Genomic DNA, 17276 nt, shown 5'->3' on the forward strand with positions numbered 1-17276 from the left:
AATTTCAAAATATAGAATGCGATCTATATTCTTATTTTATTGTTCCCCGTCAACGCGGGCCATAACCAGCTTGGATAGTGTAGCTACCTTGTCTTTAGCATTCTGCAAGGATTCACCCACAACCGCAAAATAAACTTTAATCTTTGGCTCGGTACCTGAAGGACGCAGGCAGAACCACGAACCGTCAGCCAGCAAATACTTTAGAACATTTTCCTTCGGCAGACCATTCAAGCCTAGCGAATAATCCAGCACCTCTGTAATGGCAGATCCCGCAATTTCTTGTGGTGCATTTGTACGCCAATCATTCATGATGCCTTGAATTTGCGCAACGCCATCCTTACCTTTCAATGTACGAGACTCCAGGCTTTCCAAGAAGTATCCGAACTGCTCATACAATTCCTGAAGGACGTCATATAATGTTTTGCCTTGAGCTTTGTAATAAGCACCTGCTTCAGCGATCAACATAGCCGCAAGAACGGCGTCCTTATCACGGGCATAGTTACCTGCAAGATAACCATAGCTTTCTTCATAACCGAAAAGATATGTGTAATCTCCGGATTGTTCGAATTGAGTCATTTTTTCACCAATATATTTGAAGCCTGTTAGCGTATTAAATACAGTTGCACCATAATGAGAGGCTACAGCAGCCCCCATCTCGCTCGTCACGATAGTCTTCACAACTGCACCATTGCTAGGCAACTTACCTTGTTCCTGTAAACGGCTCAAATAATAATGAATCATCAAAGCTCCAGATTGGTTGCCCGACAAAACAACAAATTTACCTTCATTGTCACGAACCACTGCCCCCATACGGTCTGCATCGGGATCTGTGCCAATTAAGAGGTCTGCATTCAACTCTTCGCCCAGCTTCATAGCCAGTGTAAAGGCTTCGCGTTCTTCCGGGTTCGGTGATTTCACAGTGGAAAATTCGGAATCTGGTTGTTCTTGCTCAGGCACAACATGCACCTGTGTGAAACCAATTTTCTCAAGCACTTGGCGGACTGGCAGGTTACCAGTACCATGTAGCGGGGTGTATACGATTTTGAAGTCTTTTCCAAGCGTAGAGGCGATCTCTTCACTTGCAAGACTAACCGCAGCGACCGTATCGGTAAACGCTTCGTCATCCTTCTCACCCAGCCAGTGCAGCAGGCCTTGACGCTCTGCTTCTTCTTGGGAAATCCGTTTCACACCATCAAAAGTGTCAACCCCTAATATGTAAGAAATGACCTTTTCGGCTTCGTCAGGGACAAGCTGTCCACCTTCAGAATTATAAACCTTATACCCGTTATATTCAGGCGGATTATGACTTGCAGTAATGACAATACCGCCCGTTGCCTTCAAATGCCGCACGCTGAACGATAATTGTGGTGTTGAGCGCAGAGAAGTGAATAAATGAGCCTCAATGCCATTAGCAGCCAATACAAGAGCAGCCTCAAGTGTGAATTCAGGCGAGAAACGACGGGAGTCATGAGCGATAACAACAGAAGGTCTTCCCTCTCCAGTATGCGTCTCCAGAATATATTTAGCGAAACCTTGCGTAGCTCTACCTACCGTATAACGGTTGATACGATTACTACCCGCACCAATTACACCACGTAGACCACCTGTACCGAATTCTAGATCTCTATAAAATCGTTCCTCTAGCTCCTGTGGCTCGTTCTCCAGCGCGCGCAGCTCCGCCTTCGTAGATTCATCAACGGAGGCGTTCTCCAGCCAGCGTGATAAGGTTTCTGCCGCTTTCGGGCTTAATTGAGTCATTTAGAATCTCTCCTTCTCCATGTATAATAAATAATTCAAAGTAATATTAGCTCAGAGCAAACATAATTTCCCCAGAGGCAACAACTTTCCCCTCAACCGACGCAGTAGCTTGTCCTTTTCCAATACTGCCCTTAAGGCGAGTAATCTCTACTTCAAGAGTGAGGGTGTCTCCCGGTACGACTTGACCACGGAAACGGAATCCATCAAGCCCGGCTAAAAAGCCAATCCGACCGCGATTCGCTTCCACCCCCAGAATAGCAACTGCACCCACTTGTGCAAGAGCTTCTGTAATCAGTACGCCCGGCATTACCGGATAACCCGGAAAATGACCTGCGAAGAAAGGCTCGTTGATCGTTACATTTTTAATGCCGACTGCTCGTTTACCCATTTCGATCTCAGTGATTTTGTCCACCAGCAGAAATGGAGGCCGATGGGGGATGATTTCTTGAATTTGATTGATATCCAGCATTATAAATAAAACTCCTTTCGGATGTTACTTCATATTATTCTTCGCCGAAATGCATAAATTTAGGCAGCTTCGGTAAAAACTATATTATCCTTCACCACCTGCAGAAGTGGAGGTTGAGATAAGGGGCTTTCTCCACCAGATGCGATAGCATGGCGGAGAGGGCCCTTTTTGCTGCCCGCGGCCCCCCACCATTATACATTTATCCGTATAAAAAAGAAAACTCCCTTAAGCAAGAAGGGAGTCGTTATCCTTTTAAATTATGGAGCAAAAACCAAATCATAGACATGTCTCCATGTGCTCCATTGTAGAACATCGCTAAACTCTTTTTTGCCAAGGACAACGTAACCGACGACCAGCCCGCCTCCAAGTGCAACTACGAGAAGCAAAGGAATAAGAATCCACTGGATAAGTGTCCATTTTGATAATCCTCGCCGCTTCGGCTCTTTCTTGTCTTCTGGTTTGTCTTCCGACTTCACCTTTTTCTGACGTTCCATTCCTTCACCTCTACCCGCGCATGTTATTGGCCAGACCTAGCATCTGATCACTGGAAGAAAGCGCCCGAGCTGCGAGTTGATACGTACGTTGAATCTGCATCATTTCTGTCATTTCTGTGGTCATATCGACATTTGACTGCTCCAGCCACCCTGAGCGTACTCCAATTCCAGACGCCTCACCCGCCGCTCTTTGTACAAAAGCCTGCTGTGCTGTAACTCCATCGGCAAGCATATAGAAATTCCCGTCCACTGCCTTTAAAGCATTCTGTGTCTTAGGTTCTACAATCATTATAGTACCTGCTACCCGAACAGGTCCATTCTCTGACTGTTTCGTTAATACACGACCGGATTCATCAATAGCTGCATTCACGCCCACAGGGACCGTTAAAGGATTACCTGTTGTATTCAGTACCGGATTCCCCGTATTATCTACAAGAACCATCTTCGTTGCATCGGTAGTGTCAGGCGTAAAGTGAAAGTCACCTTGTCTTGTATAAGCTGTAGTTCCATTGACCTGAACGCCAAACAGCCCATTACCCTGAAGTGCCAAATCGGTTGGATTACCCGTTTCTTTAAGAGGGCCTTCTTCCCAATTAGTCGTAATCGAAGGCACATATGTCCCAAATCCAATATTAAAGCCTAAGGGTGTAGCGCGACCCGGCTGATCATAGTCATCCGATTGCTGCTGCACACGAGTAAGCACATCCTCAAAGGAGCCCTTCTTGCTCTTATAACCATTTGTATCCATATTGGCTAGGTTATCCGCTATAATATCAAGCCGCTGCTGAAGGCTGGACATGGAGACTGCTGCACTAATCGTTGAGTTATTCATAGATCAAACCTCCTATAAGCTTTACCTGTAAAGCTCATTTCATAAGCAGTGCCTATACCCTGCCAATTTCAGTTACAGCCTTCTGCAAGCTGCTATCATAGTATTGAACGATCTTTTGGTTCGCTTCATAAGCCCTATATGCGGCATTCAAATCTACAGTTACCTGAGTAGGGTCAACATTGGAGCCCTCTAAATATCCTTGACGCACCTGTAAGTTATCAGTTGCATTGGAGTAACGAATGTCCGCTGCCGCTATATCATCAGCATGAAACACACCCTTACCATCACGCACAAGCTCCTGCGGCTTTGTAACTACACTCACACCAATTTTGGTCCCTGTCGGAAGTCCTGTTTCTGGATTTAATACATTGCCCTGCCCGTCCACTTTAAGGGTGTCCTGATTTCCTGTCAAGACGAGAGGTTTGCCAGTGGAATCAAGAACCTTGAAGCCTCCACTGCTCAACACTTCTCCCGTAGCTGCATTTACTGAGAAGCTTCCATTTCGGGTAAATAGGTTATTGCCATCAGTATCCTGCACAGTAAAGAAAGCCTGCGGACGGTAAATAACCTCACCCTCAGGACTTACATATTTCCCTGAACCATCAAAAGCTATATTCTGACCCGTCACAGGGTCGGCGACTTGCAAATCCGTAGATAAAGCAAAATCCATAGATTTGCCGCTCTCCCTTAAATCACCCTGTAAATATTGGGAAATCGACTGTTCTGCAAAAACCCCTGTATTAAGGCGCCCAACCGGTGTAATGGTGCCATTACTCATAGCTGAGATCAAGACATCCGGAAAAGCATGATTAACACTATCAACCTGCTTATATCCCGTTGTATTTAAGTTAGCGATGTTCTGTGTTGCCGTATCGTGTCTACGTTGCTGCGCAACCATACCTGCGGCGGCCGTATATAATCCTCTTATCATGAAGGTAGTCTCCTTCCGAATCTAATGCTACCATTTATATCGGCTGCTTAGAACTTTTTCTTTACGACCTTGTCCAAATTGTCCAGCATAATTCCTGTTCCTTTTACCACACAGTGCATAGGGTCTTCCGCTACCCAGACAGGTACATGTAATTCTTCTGAGAGTAGCTCGTCCAATCCGTTAAGCAAAGCACCTCCACCAGTGAGAACCACACCCCGGTCAATGATGTCCGCAGACAATTCTGGTGGTGTACGCTCCAGTACCGATTTAGCTGCAGCCACAATGGATGAAACCGGATCCCATAATGCTTCCTTTACCTCTCCCGCCGTAATAGTGAGCGTCTGGGGAAGTCCGCTTACCATGTCCCGGCCACGAATGTCCATTTCGGATTTCATCAAACCAGGTCGAACCGTACCAATAGTAACCTTAATATCCTCTGCTGTCCGTTCACCGATCAACAATTTATACTTTTGTTTAATATATCTTAAAATGGCATCATCGAACTTGTCTCCAGCGACTTTAATCGAAGAAGCGGTAACGACGTCGCCCATTGAAAGTACGGCTACATCCGTCGTTCCGCCACCGATATCGACGACCATGTTTCCACTTGGCTGATAAATGTCCATTCCCGCTCCAATCGCAGCGGCCTTTGGCTCCTCTTCCATAAATACTTCCTTAGCCCCGCTACGTTCTGCCGCTTCCCGAATGGACTTTTGTTCCACAGATGTAATATTTGTAGGGGCGCATATCAGAATGCGAGGCCGTGAATACCAGGTACGACCGCCAACACGGTCAATAAAATACTTCAGCATCATTTCCGTGACTTCAAAATCTGCAATGACACCATCCCGTAAAGGACGGATCGTTGTTATATTTCCGGGTGTACGTCCAACCATGCGACGTGCCTGTTCTCCCACCGCAAGGACTCTCTTCGTATCACTTTCAAGTGTGACCACGGAAGGTTCATCCAGAACGACTCCCCTTCCCTTAACATGTATGAGCACATTGGCCGTGCCGAGGTCGATTCCGATATCCTTGCTAAACATAATGAAAGAGCCCCCAAAGTGTTATTTTAATTGAAAAACAGCAGTTAGTACTAAATTTAAAAATAACATACTTTAGGGGAACTACACAATGTTTTAAAGCTTAATATTTCCTTAAATTTCCGAAAATCTCATGGCTTTGATGCTACAGCAACCTCACGTTTTTTCCCCGTCGTTTTTTTATATTTAATTTTTGTGGCTTCTCCCCCCCGAAGATGTCGGATGGATTTGTGATATTCAAGAATGTGCTTCACCTGATCGGCCAGATCAGGGTTGATCTCTGGCAGACGCTCCGTCAAGTCTTTGTGCACCGTGCTCTTTGAAACGCCAAATTCCTTGGCTATGGTCCGGACCGTATGCCTGGTTTCCACGATGCAGCGTCCGATTTTGATCGTACGTTCCTTGATGTAATCGTGCACGCTCCCGCCTCCCAACTGTGGATAGTTTGGTACATTATATGAGGGGCGGGCTTATATATTCGCGCTTTCAAGACATGACAAGCCTCCGAGGGCTCATTTTATTTAATGGACAACCCAAGAAGCCTTGTTATTCGCATGACGGAACGTCGTTAGTCCTTTAAAGACATAAACCGTTTCTCATAGAAAAATAAGGCTCTTTATAAGCATACTGCTTACGAAGAGCCTTATTTACACACAAAAACAGGGGGCGAAGGCCCCCTGTTATAAATTTTCTTATCGTCCTGGCAGTAACTCTGATGGATTAACTACTTTGCCATCCTTGTACACTTCAAAGTGTACATGATTGCCAAGATCCTTCTCGATTTCACTACGACCTGCGGTTGCAAGCGTATCTCCTTGCTTCACAACATCGCCTTGTTTCACTTTTGTGTCACCAAGACTTTGGTACACGGTCTTCATGTTACCTTGATGGGTAATCTCAATGACCTTACCTAACACTGCAACATCTTCCACTCTAGTAACTTCACCGCTAAGCGCTGCTTTAACGTCGAACGTATTGTTGTCTTCACGGGCAAGATCGATACCGACATTAGGAATAAATTTGTCGTTATACTGCACCATTGCGGCAACGTGATTGTCCTCTGTACCATTTTCATCATAATACGGTTTGACTACTTCTACTTCACCTGGATTGGCTACTGGCCAAACCAGGCTTTCCGCTGAAGCAAGAACTTCAAGGGCATCTGGATTACTGTTTGCAGTACCAGCTTCATTGGTCGAAGCTCCTACTTGCTGTGATGTGGCGGCGGTGTCCTGTTTAAGCGGTTTTTGGCCGGCATCCTGATAGACCCACACCAAAGTTAGTATAATTGCCGCTGCCGCCGTGTAGACTGCTGGGAACACCCAACGTTTAGATAACATCTTGCTCCATGAAGAAGGTTTAGCACCTAAATCTCCCTGCGATTTTTTGAGAGATTCATCATGGTTTGTTTTGTTTTTGTCTTGTTCATTCATATGGTTATCACCTCAGTAACCAGTGTTACCGGGCTTCTATCTTTTATACGTATCTTTCAAGTTATTTTTTCAGAAGAGTTGAGATTTGCGTAAAAGAGATACCACTGTAATAGTGTTTGAGAATTTGAGTAGCCGTTCCGCCTTCCTTCGCCATCCCATTTGCTCCCCACTGGCTCATTCCCACACCATGCCCATTTCCGAAAGTAGTTATATAGATTTTGTTCCCTTTTCGCCCCCAACTAAATTGGCTGGAACGTAACCCTAGCTTCTCTCGCACTTCTCTTCCAGTAAAAACAGTACCTCCAATAGAGATTTGCTTAACCCTATGTCCAGTGGTGAGAGACAAGACTTCTACCGGCAATTCAGAGGAAGTAGAGATATTCTTTGTCATGCCTGATTGAGTAGTACCTTTTGATGCAGGGATTACTCTGTCGTTTAATCCAAGTCTAGTAAGTATTTCCGAGATGGTGAATGTAGATGTCACCGCATAGTTCGGGGTAATCTCTTTCTCCCAAGGACTAGTTACACTGCGCAGATAGGGGATCGCTGCATTCCAGTATTCTTCCGAGTTCTCGGTATATCCTCCACTGGAGGCGAAAAAGGAGGCCGTAATCGGCTGCCCTTTATAGGTCATAATGACACCGCGCGTCTCAAGAACCGCGCGCTGAAGCTTTGCGAGGTCGGCGCTTCTTCCGCCGAGCTTCCACTTCCGTTCCAGCGTATCCTTAGATACGTAAGCCTGATGGCTTACCGTATCTGTTACATCCGCCCCCGGAACGGGGACGCCGCTTCTGTCGCCAGCCAGCAGGCGGCGAAGGATAAAGGTGCGGGCCGCTACGGCCTGCGCTTTGAGCGCTTCAAGCTCAAAGCTGGCCGGCATCTCGGCCGCAAGCACGCCGCTGACGTATTCCTCCAGCGGCAACGTCTCTATTTGTCCGCTACGCGACAAATAGACAGAGACCTTCGGCTGCGGCGCTTCCTGCGCAGCTGCCTCCGGCCCCGCTGGTGCGGCTGGCGAGGCCGTTATCACCGGCAAGGCCGGAGGCGCCGGTTGTCCCCGGTGCAGCGGGACAACCACCAGTGGAATCAGCAGCGCCGCCAGAATAGGCGCTGCGAGCCAGGCGACGGGACCGAGGCGCCTGAGCCGGGAAGCAAGGGGACTCGAGTGCCAGCGCGTTGACTTGTTACGTCGCAAGTAGCGGAAATCTTTCATCTCTATGGCTCCTTCCGTGAGTCACTGTTGATTCTTATAGATATGAATTTACAGCAACTACTAGAACAATATTTGAGAGAAAGAGAGTCCCCTTCTCGTATCTATCACTATGCCCCGCGTTAAAAAATTACAAACAAAAAAAATCCCCATTAGATGAGGATTCAAATTTACTTTCTAATAATATAAAAAAGAACAGGCCGCATCACTGCAGCCTGTTCTCATCTAATGACTGATATTATACCCAAGTTGCTTGAACCTGAAAGCGAGGTTTAACCTCTTCGCTTTTGCTTGATTCGCTCTTGGCTACTTCTGGTTTAAGAGTTTCATCTTTCACTGTTTGCACGGCTGTGTCTTCCATGGAGATGCGCCAAATTTCCGCACCTAGTCCGGACAGCTTCTCAGCCAAATGTACGTATCCGCGGTCAATATGATGAGTTCCGCTTACCTCAGTAGTGCCTTCAGCAACAAGACCTGCCAAAATAAGCGCAGCTCCCGCACGTAAATCCGTAGCACAAACTTTAGCTCCGACCAATTGCGCATTACCTGTAACGATTGCTGAGCGACCTTCAATCTTAATCTCAGCATTCATGTTGTGGAATTCATCCACATGCATGAACCGGTTCTCGAATACAGTCTCTGTAACGACACTAGTGCCTTCAGAGCGCAGCAATAATGCCATCATTTGTGACTGCATATCCGTTGGAAAGCCTGGATACGGCAAAGTCTTCAAATCAACAGCTTTAAGTGGCTTGTCACTAATGACACGAACTCCATTTTCATCAGGAATAATGGTCACACCCATCTCTTCCATCTTAGCAATAACAGGTCCCAAGTGATCCGCGATTGCGCCTTCCACATATACGTCCCCACCTGTAATTGCTGCGGCAGCCATATAGGTACCAGCTTCAATACGGTCAGGAATCACATGATGTTTAACACCATGCAGACGTTCTACGCCTTCAATACGGATAACACCTGTACCCGCACCGCGAACGATTCCGCCCATACCATTCAAATAATTGGCCAGGTCGACAATTTCAGGCTCCTTAGCCGCATTCTCAATCACGGTCACGCCTTCGGCGAGTGCCGCTGCCATCATTATATTTTCGGTCGCACCCACGCTAGCTACATCCAAATACACTTTGGCTCCGCGCAGGCGACCGTTACTTTTCGCTTCAATGTAGCCCTGGCCGAGACTAATCTCCGCACCAAGCGCTTCAAATCCTTTCAAATGCTGATCAATCGGTCGTGTGCCAATGGCGCAGCCGCCAGGCAAAGAAATTCTTGTATGACCAAGCCGTGATAACAGAGGGCCCATGACTAGAAAAGATGCCCGCATTTTCCGTACCCATTCATAAGGTGCTTCACAGGAAGTGATGTTTGTAGCATCCACCTGGATAATATCGTTTTGATATGTAACCCCTGCACCCAGAGATTCCAACATTTTTGATATCGTCATTACATCATCAAGCGGAGGTGCGTCCACAATGACGCTTACTCCTTCTTCTGCCAATAGAGAGGCGGCTATGATCGGTAATACGGAATTTTTTGCGCCGCTAACTTTCACGCTCCCGGTCAATCTGTTGCCACCGCGGACGATAAATTTGCTCATTTTCGGTTTCCCTCCGCGTCCATTATTTCTTAAATTATTTTTTAGATTAAAAGTAATTGCAAAAAAATTCGCATACTCCATCGATATGCCCATTCAGCCGGGCATGTTCCTTAAAGTTCAGTGTTGACATAATAAAACCTTATTATTCGACACTTTTTGACCATTGCGACCTATGACACTTATAACCAAACTACATATTCCTAAAACATATAGCGGATCATCCCACTCCAGCTAAGGTAATCCAGAAAGAATCCTGCAACAAAACGACCAAGTACAATAGCCAGAAGCAAGTGCAGCAGCCTTCCTTGAGGACTCTTGGGATATCTTATGACCAAATCCAGCTTAAGGTTCTGCAATGCCCACCAAGATAATACAACACTGAGCAAAGAAACAATCATTGAGATCATGCTGCTGGTCCCAGCGGCACTAGACCATCCATTGGACAATATATCCCCCATGTTAACCCTCCGTGTTCGTATTACTCGGAAATCGACTCTTATATCATACTTGCGTAGGGCAAAAGAATCCAGTACTTTTACAAATTTTTAAACAATTCAATGCCATTATCCAAAAAAATGAAGAAATCTTAACCTTTACTACATAGATTACTATAACAAAAAAAGCAGTCAAGCTTAGAGCTTGACCGCTTATATCCTACTGTTGTCCTTTACCAGTGGACACTTTAATCCGTGTAACAGCGCGTTGCAGCGCCAACTCCGCACGGCGGTGATCGATATCATCTTGTTTGCTACGAGTCTGGAGACGGCGCTGAGCGCGTTCTCTAGCAGCTTCGGCACGTTCAACATCAATATCCGTTGGCAGCTCGGCACTTTCGGCCAGCACTGTTACTTTATCCTTATGCACTTCAACGAAACCGCCATGAACGGCGATGGAGATCGTAACACCGTCCGATTTGACGGATAACGGAGCAACCTGAAGTGGAGTCACAAGCGGAATGTGTCCCGGCAAAATACCCAACTCGCCTTCGACTCCCCGTACTGTCAAGCTATTCACTTGTTTCGAATAGACGAGATGCTCCGGCGTGACAATTTCCAACAAAAAGGTGTTCACTTCCATTCCTCCTTAAAGCTTTACGAAGTAAAGCTCTCATCGAAAGCATACACTTAGCTTTACGAAGTAAAGCTCGCTTCGAAAGCATTCACTAAGCTCAGTGTTACATCGATTTCGCTTTTTCAACCGCTTCTTCGATTGTACCCACAAAAAGGAACGCTGCTTCTGGAAGATCATCATGCTTACCGTCCAGGATTTCCTTAAAGCTACGTACAGTTTCTTTGATTGGCACGTATTTACCCTTGAAGCCGGTAAACTGTTCAGCTACGTGGAAAGGCTGTGACAGGAACCGTTCAACTTTACGGGCACGGGCTACGATAACCTTATCATCCTCACTCAATTCATCCATACCCAAGATGGCGATGATGTCTTGAAGTTCGGTATAACGTTGCAGCAATTGTTTAACACCTTGTGCCACATTGTAATGCTCTTCACCAACAATTTCCGGAGCTAGCAGACGCGAGCTGGAAGCCAGTGGATCAACTGCTGGGAAAATCCCCTTCTCGGAAATCTTACGCTCAAGGTTAGTTGTTGCATCCAAGTGAGCAAACGCCGTTGCCGGAGCAGGGTCAGTGTAGTCATCCGCTGGTACGTAAATTGCTTGAATGGAAGTAACGGAGCCTTTTTTGGTAGAAGTGATACGCTCTTGCAACTGACCCATTTCAGTAGCCAGGGTTGGTTGATAACCTACTGCGGACGGCATACGTCCGAGAAGAGCGGATACTTCGGAACCCGCTTGGGTAAAGCGGAATATATTATCGATAAAGAGCAGCGTATCGCGGCCTTCTACATCACGGAAATATTCCGCCATAGTAAGACCAGTCAAAGCTACGCGCAGACGCGCGCCTGGGGGCTCATTCATTTGTCCGAACACCATTGCTGTTTTCTTAATAACGCCGGAGTCCGTCATTTCGTGATAAAGGTCATTACCTTCACGAGTACGTTCACCCACACCTGCGAATACGGAAATACCACCGTGTTCTTGGGCAATGTTATTAATCAATTCTTGAATTGTTACGGTTTTACCTACACCGGCACCGCCGAACAGACCAACTTTACCGCCCTTAGCATAAGGTGCAAGTAAGTCGATAACTTTAATACCCGTTTCCAGAATTTCGGCTTGTGTTGACAATTCATCAAATGTCGGAGCCAAACGGTGAATCGGGTTCTTAATTTCAGCAACAACTTCACCAGCGTTATCAATTGGATTTCCAAGTACGTTAAATACCCGGCCTAATGTCGCTTCCCCTACAGGTACCGAAATAGGTCCACCTTGGTCAATCGCATCCAGTCCACGAACCAGACCATCTGTAGAAGACATCGCGATACAACGTACCAAATTGTCTCCCAAGTGGTTGGAAACCTCAAGCGTTAGGTTAATCTGGCGACCATTGTCCAAGACGGTTTCAATTTTGATAGCGTTGAAAATCTCGGGCAACTGGCCGCGTTCAAATTCAATATCGACAACCGGACCCATAATGCTTACAACGCGTCCTTTGTTCATCTTCATTTCCCTCCTCGAAAGCTATTACATCAAGAAGAAACAACGTTGTCACCTTAAATGATGACAACCGTTTCTCGTAGAAATATAAGTGTTTTGTATAGTGTAGAACCTACACTTTCTTATATTTTAAGATTTTTAAGACTGAGCGTTCGCTCCGGCCACGATCTCGGTAATTTCCTGCGTAATTGCCGCCTGACGGGCACGGTTGTACGTAAGGGTAAGTTCTCCGATCATTTTCGACGCGTTCTTTGTTGCACTGCCCATCGCTGTCATTTTCGCACCCAGCTCACTGGCCTTGCCATCCAGAATTGCGCTATAAATCAAAGTTTCGGCGTATTTCGGAAGTAGCACTTCGAGCACGCCTTCTGGTGAAGGTTCATATTCGTAATTTGCAGACGCTTCATGATGCTCATGATTTCCTACGCCTTCCATAGGCAACAGTCGATCAACGGTTGGGATCTGGGTAATCGCATTGACGAATTGGTTGTAACAAACGTACAACTCGTCATACGTACCATCTACAAACTGTTGTACTGCCGAATTAGCGATAGACTTAATATCAGCAAACTTCGGCGCATCCGATAGCTCAGTAACTTCCTGTACAATCGGATATTCACGGCGGCGTAAGAAGTCACGGCCTTTACGACCGATAACGAACAAGGCGTATTCATCTTTGGATTTATGTCGCTCCGCGATGAGCATCGTCACCTTACGTAAAATATTAGCATTGTACCCTCCCGCAAGCCCTCTATCAGAGGTCACGATAAGATAACCAGTTTTTTTCACAGGGCGACTGACCAGCATGGGATGCTGAACGCCTTCTGTACCAGCAGCAATGCTCGATACAACCTCTTTCAGCTTCTCAGCATAAGGACGGGCGGCAATAGCCTTCTCCTGAGCTTTTCTCAGCTTGGAGGCGGCTACCATTTCCATCGCTTTTGTGATCTGTCTTGTGTTTTGAACACTCTTAATTTGACGTTTAATATCACGCATGCTTCTTGCCATGATTTCACCACCTTAAAGCTTTGACGAAGTCAAAGCTAACTTCGTAAGCATCTTCTTGGCTTTGACGAATTCAAAGCCAACTTTATAAGTAATAGCCTGAGCTTCGGCAGAGCCAAAGCTCACTTCGTAAGATTCGTTTAGGTACGATCTATATTAGCTAGTAGCAAAGCCTCTTTTAAATTTATCAATTGCTGCTTTAAGAGCGGCTTCGTTATCTGCTGTCAAATCCTTGGTATCTCTGATGGATTGAGCAACTTCAGCAGCACTGCTATCCATGTAAGCAAGGAATTCCTTTTCAAAACGCTTTACGTCTTTAACAGGAATATCATCCAAGTATCCTTTTACAGCTGTGTACAAGCTAAGCACTTGATGCTCAACAGATAGCGGCTGATTTACACCTTGTTTCAGAACTTCCATCATACGTGCTCCGCGATTCAGACGAGCAAGCGTAGATTTATCAAGATCTGAGCCGAACTGTGAGAAAGCTTGAAGTTCACGATATTGGGCAAGATCCAAACGGAGCGAGCCAGCTACCTTCTTCATCGCTTTAATCTGAGCGGAGCCCCCTACACGGGAAACGGAGATACCGACGTTGATCGCCGGACGCTGACCAGAGTAGAACAGATCGGATTCAAGGAAGATTTGACCATCTGTGATCGAGATTACGTTCGTAGGAATGTAAGCCGATACGTCAGATGCTTGTGTTTCGATGAACGGAAGTGCGGTTAATGAACCACCACCAAGCTCATCACTAAGCTTAGCCGCACGTTCCAAAAGACGGGAGTGCAAGTAGAACACGTCACCAGGGAACGCTTCACGACCCGGTGGACGACGAAGCAGCAAGGACAATTCGCGATAAGCCGAAGCTTGTTTTGAAAGGTCATCATAAATAATCAGTACGTGTTCGCCCTTGTACATAAAGTACTCGCCCATTGCGCAACCTGCGTATGGAGCAATGTACAACAGTGGGGATGGCTCGGAAGCCGAAGCAGTTACAACGATTGTATATTCCAACGCGCCATGACGACGGAGAGTTTCTACAACCTGTGCTACTGTTGATTGTTTTTGTCCAATGGCAACATAAATACATTTCATTCCGTTGCCTTTTTGGTTGATAATCGCATCGATTGCGATTGCAGTCTTACCTGTTTGACGGTCACCAATGATAAGTTCGCGTTGTCCACGACCAATTGGTACCATCGCATCAATCGCTTTAAGGCCAGTTTGCATTGGCTCATGAACCGATTTACGGTCGATAACACCAGGAGCGTTATTCTCAACCGGACGGAATTCCGTCGTTTGGATTGGGCCTTTACCGTCAAGCGGCATACCGAGTGCGTTAACAACACGACCCAGAAGGGCCTCTCCCACTGGGACTTGCATGATTTGTCCGGTACGTTTTACTTGATCGCCTTCACGAATTTCCTTGTACTCACCTAGAATAACAACACCGACGTTGCTTTCTTCCAGATTGAGCGCCATGCCCACTACACCGTTGGAGAACTCTAGCAACTCGCCTGCCATTGCGTTTTCCAGACCGTAGACACGAGCGATACCGTCTCCGACTTGAATGACGGTGCCCACTTCGGCAACTTCGATATCGGCTTTATATTGCTCAATTTGACTTTTGATCAAAGTGCTGATCTCTTCAGGTCTGATGCCCAATATCCTCACCCCTATCTTCTATGCTTATCATTAAAGGATTTCTCGAGACGTTCCAATTTACTAGACAGACTGCCGTCATACAGCGTATCGCCGATATAAACTTTCAGTCCTCCCAGCAGGCTTGGATCCACCACATTCGTAACCCGGATTTTACGGTTTACGAGCTGGCCGAATTCTGCAGCTACAGCCGCTTGTTCTTCTTCACTTAAAGAATAAACGGAGTATACCTTAGCATCACCAATGCCAAGAGCGTCTCCTTCAATCTTGATATACGTATCCAGCAGTTCGGCAAAAATATCGGTTCTGCCTCGCTCTACTAACAGTTCTACAATGTTCATCACGATAGGAGAGATCTTATCTTGAAGTGCTGTGCGCAGCACTTTCAACTTGTCGGACTCCGAGATGCGCGGTGCAAGAATAAACCGCTTAACCTCTTGGTCAGAATGTAATACTTCGACCACTGCCTTGAGCTCTTCTTCTACTTCAAGGGTAATCCCCTTCTCTACCGCTGCACTGTACAATGCTTTAGCGTAGCGCTTGGCAACTACCGTATCGCGGCTCATGATCGGCCTCCTACCTCATTGAGGTATTGGTTCACAAGCTGCTCCTGCTCACTGCTAGCACTAACTTCTTTTTTAAGAAGTTTAGAAGCAATACGAACAGATGCCGTTCCAATTTCGCTGCGCAACTCTTCCACTGCTTTATTCTTCTCGTTCTCGATATCGCGCACGGCCTCTTCTTTGACACGTGCAGCTTCAACTTTGGCTTGAGCCAAAGCTTGTTCTACCTGTTGATTGCTAGTAATTTGCGATTGTTGAATAATCTGTTGAGCTTCCTGGCGTGCACTGTTCAGCGCTTGCTTCTGCTCTTCCACATACGCGACCGCTTGCTCTCTAGTCTTCGCAGCTTCATCCATTTGCTGCATTACCAGCTCACGGCGCTTCTCCATAACTGCGAACAGTTTGCTGAACGCATACTTACTGAGCAAGAAATATAGAATCCCAAAGGCTACAATTGAAAATACGATGTTTGTCCAAACAATATCCACTGAGGTCACTCCCTTCCGTTACCGCGTCATGCGGACGTATACAAAAGTAAGGCGCGGATGGCATCGGCCGTCCCCGCCAAACCGTAAATACGGTTTATTAAGAAAACATGATCAGGAATGCGATAACTGTTGCTGCGAGCGGAATAACTTCGACGATACCTACACCGATAAACATTGTTGTTTGAAGCGCGTTACGAGCTTCTGGTTGACGAGCGATAGACTCAACTGTTCTACTAACGATCATACCGTTACCAAGACCTGCGCCAAGTGCACCCAATCCAACCGCTATTGCTGCTGCTAAAAATTCCATTTGTAAATATCCTCCTTTAATTTCGGTTCATAATGTGTTTAATGATATAAGATATCTCCCGCGAAAGAAAATCAGACGATAGCCGTTCTCTTCGCAGCAGTTCATTAATGTGCTTCTTCTTCGTGAATCGTCATCTGTGCGATATAAACCATCGTCAGAATGGTAAAGATAAACGCCTGTAGTGCCCCGACGAAAATACTGAAGCCTTGCCATACAGCCAGGAACGGAATACTGAGAATGCCCAGTTTCAAAATGACTGTAATCAGTACTTCTCCGGCAAAAATGTTAGCAAATAGACGAATAGCCAGCGCTACTGGTTTTGCCAAGTTCTCGATAATGTTCAGTGGCAAAAAGATTGGAAACGGCTCAATATAGTGTTTGAAATAATGCTTGCCGTTGAGCTTGATGCCCAGGAAGTTCATCAGTATAAACACAATAATTGCCAATCCTGCAGTGATATTAATGTCAGCAGTCGGCGACTTGTACCATAAGATCTCAACATGATCACCATGCGCCAAGTTCTTGGTTGCTTCAATCACATGGCCAAACACGGTTACAGGTCCATGTGCTTCAGTTACAACTGAGAAAGGCAATCCAAGAAGGTTGGAAACAAAGATAAACAGAATCAATGTTAGCCCCAAAGATATGTAAGGTTTTCCTTTCTTCAGGTCCATGGCACTGCTTATGACACCTTCAACAAATTCTACAACCCATTCCATAAAATTCTGAAGCTTAGATGGATTCTCAACCGAAAGCTTACGAACCGAAAGCATCACCAGTACAAATACTACTGTACAACTGATCAGAAGCATCAATACGGCTGATATATCTATCGGTATTCCCCCGACAAAGATTTTCGGCATCTCATGCATAGTATCATCCCCCTTT

At 46.1% G+C, this 17276-nt stretch carries 19 protein-coding genes; all 19 read right to left on the reverse strand.

Going from position 1 to position 17276, the window contains the following annotated elements; genetic code table 11:
• Nucleotides 1-36: 36 nt before the first annotated feature.
• Nucleotides 37-1758, reverse strand: a complete 1722-nt coding sequence (locus ACN6KS_RS28315) for a phospho-sugar mutase (protein WP_440960954.1) — start codon at nucleotides 1756-1758, stop codon at nucleotides 37-39.
• Between the two features lie 46 nt (nucleotides 1759-1804).
• Nucleotides 1805-2227: a 3-hydroxyacyl-ACP dehydratase FabZ gene (fabZ, locus tag ACN6KS_RS28320; RefSeq protein ID WP_042192447.1), complete on the reverse strand. Its 423-nt coding sequence runs from the start codon at nucleotides 2225-2227 to the stop codon at nucleotides 1805-1807.
• A gap of 257 nt (nucleotides 2228-2484) precedes the next feature.
• On the reverse strand, nucleotides 2485-2721 hold the full coding sequence (locus ACN6KS_RS28325; protein WP_094871153.1) for a DNA-directed RNA polymerase subunit beta: 237 nt from the start codon (nucleotides 2719-2721) through the stop codon (nucleotides 2485-2487).
• Between the two features lie 10 nt (nucleotides 2722-2731).
• Nucleotides 2732-3553 (reverse strand): flagellar hook-basal body protein, encoded by an 822-nt coding sequence (locus tag ACN6KS_RS28330; RefSeq protein WP_094871151.1) that lies wholly within the window; start codon nucleotides 3551-3553, stop codon nucleotides 2732-2734.
• A gap of 52 nt (nucleotides 3554-3605) precedes the next feature.
• Complete coding sequence (locus tag ACN6KS_RS28335) at nucleotides 3606-4484, reverse strand: flagellar hook-basal body protein (protein ID WP_440960955.1); 879 nt, start codon at nucleotides 4482-4484, stop codon at nucleotides 3606-3608.
• Nucleotides 4485-4531: 47 nt separating this feature from the next.
• Nucleotides 4532-5530 carry a rod shape-determining protein gene (locus tag ACN6KS_RS28340; RefSeq protein ID WP_094871147.1) on the reverse strand — a complete coding sequence of 333 codons (999 nt, stop codon included), beginning with the start codon at nucleotides 5528-5530 and terminating at the stop codon, nucleotides 4532-4534.
• Nucleotides 5531-5658: 128 nt separating this feature from the next.
• Nucleotides 5659-5946, reverse strand: a complete 288-nt coding sequence (gene spoIIID, locus ACN6KS_RS28345; protein ID WP_019915029.1) for a sporulation transcriptional regulator SpoIIID — start codon at nucleotides 5944-5946, stop codon at nucleotides 5659-5661.
• 273 nt (nucleotides 5947-6219) lie between these two features.
• Complete coding sequence (locus tag ACN6KS_RS28350; protein ID WP_094871146.1) at nucleotides 6220-6960, reverse strand: M23 family metallopeptidase; 741 nt, start codon at nucleotides 6958-6960, stop codon at nucleotides 6220-6222.
• 61 nt (nucleotides 6961-7021) lie between these two features.
• Entirely contained in the window at nucleotides 7022-8173 is a 1152-nt protein-coding gene (gene spoIID, locus ACN6KS_RS28355) for a stage II sporulation protein D (protein WP_440960956.1), read from the reverse strand.
• 235 nt (nucleotides 8174-8408) lie between these two features.
• The gene (gene murA, locus ACN6KS_RS28360; RefSeq protein ID WP_094871177.1) at nucleotides 8409-9785 is read right to left on the reverse strand and encodes a UDP-N-acetylglucosamine 1-carboxyvinyltransferase; all 1377 of its coding nucleotides are present in this window, start codon (nucleotides 9783-9785) and stop codon (nucleotides 8409-8411) included.
• Nucleotides 9786-9985: 200 nt separating this feature from the next.
• Nucleotides 9986-10243, reverse strand: coding sequence for a DUF1146 family protein (locus tag ACN6KS_RS28365; protein ID WP_076285651.1), 258 nt, complete (start codon nucleotides 10241-10243; stop codon nucleotides 9986-9988).
• A gap of 196 nt (nucleotides 10244-10439) precedes the next feature.
• Complete coding sequence (locus ACN6KS_RS28370; RefSeq protein WP_042131365.1) at nucleotides 10440-10856, reverse strand: F0F1 ATP synthase subunit epsilon; 417 nt, start codon at nucleotides 10854-10856, stop codon at nucleotides 10440-10442.
• Nucleotides 10857-10959: 103 nt separating this feature from the next.
• Entirely contained in the window at nucleotides 10960-12360 is a 1401-nt protein-coding gene (gene atpD, locus ACN6KS_RS28375; RefSeq protein ID WP_042192466.1) for a F0F1 ATP synthase subunit beta, read from the reverse strand.
• Nucleotides 12361-12495: 135 nt separating this feature from the next.
• Complete coding sequence (atpG, locus tag ACN6KS_RS28380) at nucleotides 12496-13365, reverse strand: ATP synthase F1 subunit gamma (protein ID WP_094871140.1); 870 nt, start codon at nucleotides 13363-13365, stop codon at nucleotides 12496-12498.
• A gap of 153 nt (nucleotides 13366-13518) precedes the next feature.
• Nucleotides 13519-15030 (reverse strand): F0F1 ATP synthase subunit alpha, encoded by a 1512-nt coding sequence (gene atpA / locus ACN6KS_RS28385; protein ID WP_042131369.1) that lies wholly within the window; start codon nucleotides 15028-15030, stop codon nucleotides 13519-13521.
• A gap of 11 nt (nucleotides 15031-15041) precedes the next feature.
• Nucleotides 15042-15593 carry a F0F1 ATP synthase subunit delta gene (locus ACN6KS_RS28390; RefSeq protein WP_094871138.1) on the reverse strand — a complete coding sequence of 184 codons (552 nt, stop codon included), beginning with the start codon at nucleotides 15591-15593 and terminating at the stop codon, nucleotides 15042-15044.
• Nucleotides 15590-16078 carry a F0F1 ATP synthase subunit B gene (gene atpF / locus ACN6KS_RS28395; RefSeq protein WP_094871136.1) on the reverse strand — a complete coding sequence of 163 codons (489 nt, stop codon included), beginning with the start codon at nucleotides 16076-16078 and terminating at the stop codon, nucleotides 15590-15592. Before atpF ends, ACN6KS_RS28390 begins: the two co-directional genes overlap by 4 nt.
• Nucleotides 16079-16175: 97 nt before the next feature.
• Nucleotides 16176-16388, reverse strand: coding sequence for a F0F1 ATP synthase subunit C (gene atpE, locus ACN6KS_RS28400; RefSeq protein WP_039877624.1), 213 nt, complete (start codon nucleotides 16386-16388; stop codon nucleotides 16176-16178).
• A gap of 104 nt (nucleotides 16389-16492) precedes the next feature.
• The gene (gene atpB / locus ACN6KS_RS28405) at nucleotides 16493-17260 is read right to left on the reverse strand and encodes a F0F1 ATP synthase subunit A (RefSeq protein WP_042131372.1); all 768 of its coding nucleotides are present in this window, start codon (nucleotides 17258-17260) and stop codon (nucleotides 16493-16495) included.
• Nucleotides 17261-17276: the final 16 nt, after the last annotated feature.

It is taken from the genome of Paenibacillus nitricinens (genome assembly GCF_052056485.1).
Classification (GTDB): domain Bacteria; phylum Bacillota; class Bacilli; order Paenibacillales; family Paenibacillaceae; genus Paenibacillus_AQ; species Paenibacillus_AQ nitricinens.

Coding starts and splice junctions, on each gene's coding strand:
- atpD (WP_042192466.1), bottom strand. CDS start 12,360: ATGAACAAAGGACGCGTTGTAAGCATTATGGGTCCGGTTGTCGATATT.
- atpG (WP_094871140.1), bottom strand. CDS start 13,365: ATGGCAAGAAGCATGCGTGATATTAAACGTCAAATTAAGAGTGTTCAA.
- ACN6KS_RS28330 (WP_094871151.1), bottom strand. CDS start 3,553: ATGAATAACTCAACGATTAGTGCAGCAGTCTCCATGTCCAGCCTTCAG.
- ACN6KS_RS28340 (WP_094871147.1), bottom strand. CDS start 5,530: ATGTTTAGCAAGGATATCGGAATCGACCTCGGCACGGCCAATGTGCTC.
- atpE (WP_039877624.1), bottom strand. CDS start 16,388: ATGGAATTTTTAGCAGCAGCAATAGCGGTTGGATTGGGTGCACTTGGC.
- ACN6KS_RS28315 (WP_440960954.1), bottom strand. CDS start 1,758: ATGACTCAATTAAGCCCGAAAGCGGCAGAAACCTTATCACGCTGGCTG.
- spoIID (WP_440960956.1), bottom strand. CDS start 8,173: ATGAAAGATTTCCGCTACTTGCGACGTAACAAGTCAACGCGCTGGCAC.
- ACN6KS_RS28390 (WP_094871138.1), bottom strand. CDS start 15,593: ATGAGCCGCGATACGGTAGTTGCCAAGCGCTACGCTAAAGCATTGTAC.
- murA (WP_094871177.1), bottom strand. CDS start 9,785: ATGAGCAAATTTATCGTCCGCGGTGGCAACAGATTGACCGGGAGCGTG.
- ACN6KS_RS28335 (WP_440960955.1), bottom strand. CDS start 4,484: ATGATAAGAGGATTATATACGGCCGCCGCAGGTATGGTTGCGCAGCAA.
- ACN6KS_RS28325 (WP_094871153.1), bottom strand. CDS start 2,721: ATGGAACGTCAGAAAAAGGTGAAGTCGGAAGACAAACCAGAAGACAAG.
- fabZ (WP_042192447.1), bottom strand. CDS start 2,227: ATGCTGGATATCAATCAAATTCAAGAAATCATCCCCCATCGGCCTCCA.
- atpB (WP_042131372.1), bottom strand. CDS start 17,260: ATGCATGAGATGCCGAAAATCTTTGTCGGGGGAATACCGATAGATATA.
- ACN6KS_RS28350 (WP_094871146.1), bottom strand. CDS start 6,960: ATGAATGAACAAGACAAAAACAAAACAAACCATGATGAATCTCTCAAA.
- ACN6KS_RS28365 (WP_076285651.1), bottom strand. CDS start 10,243: ATGGGGGATATATTGTCCAATGGATGGTCTAGTGCCGCTGGGACCAGC.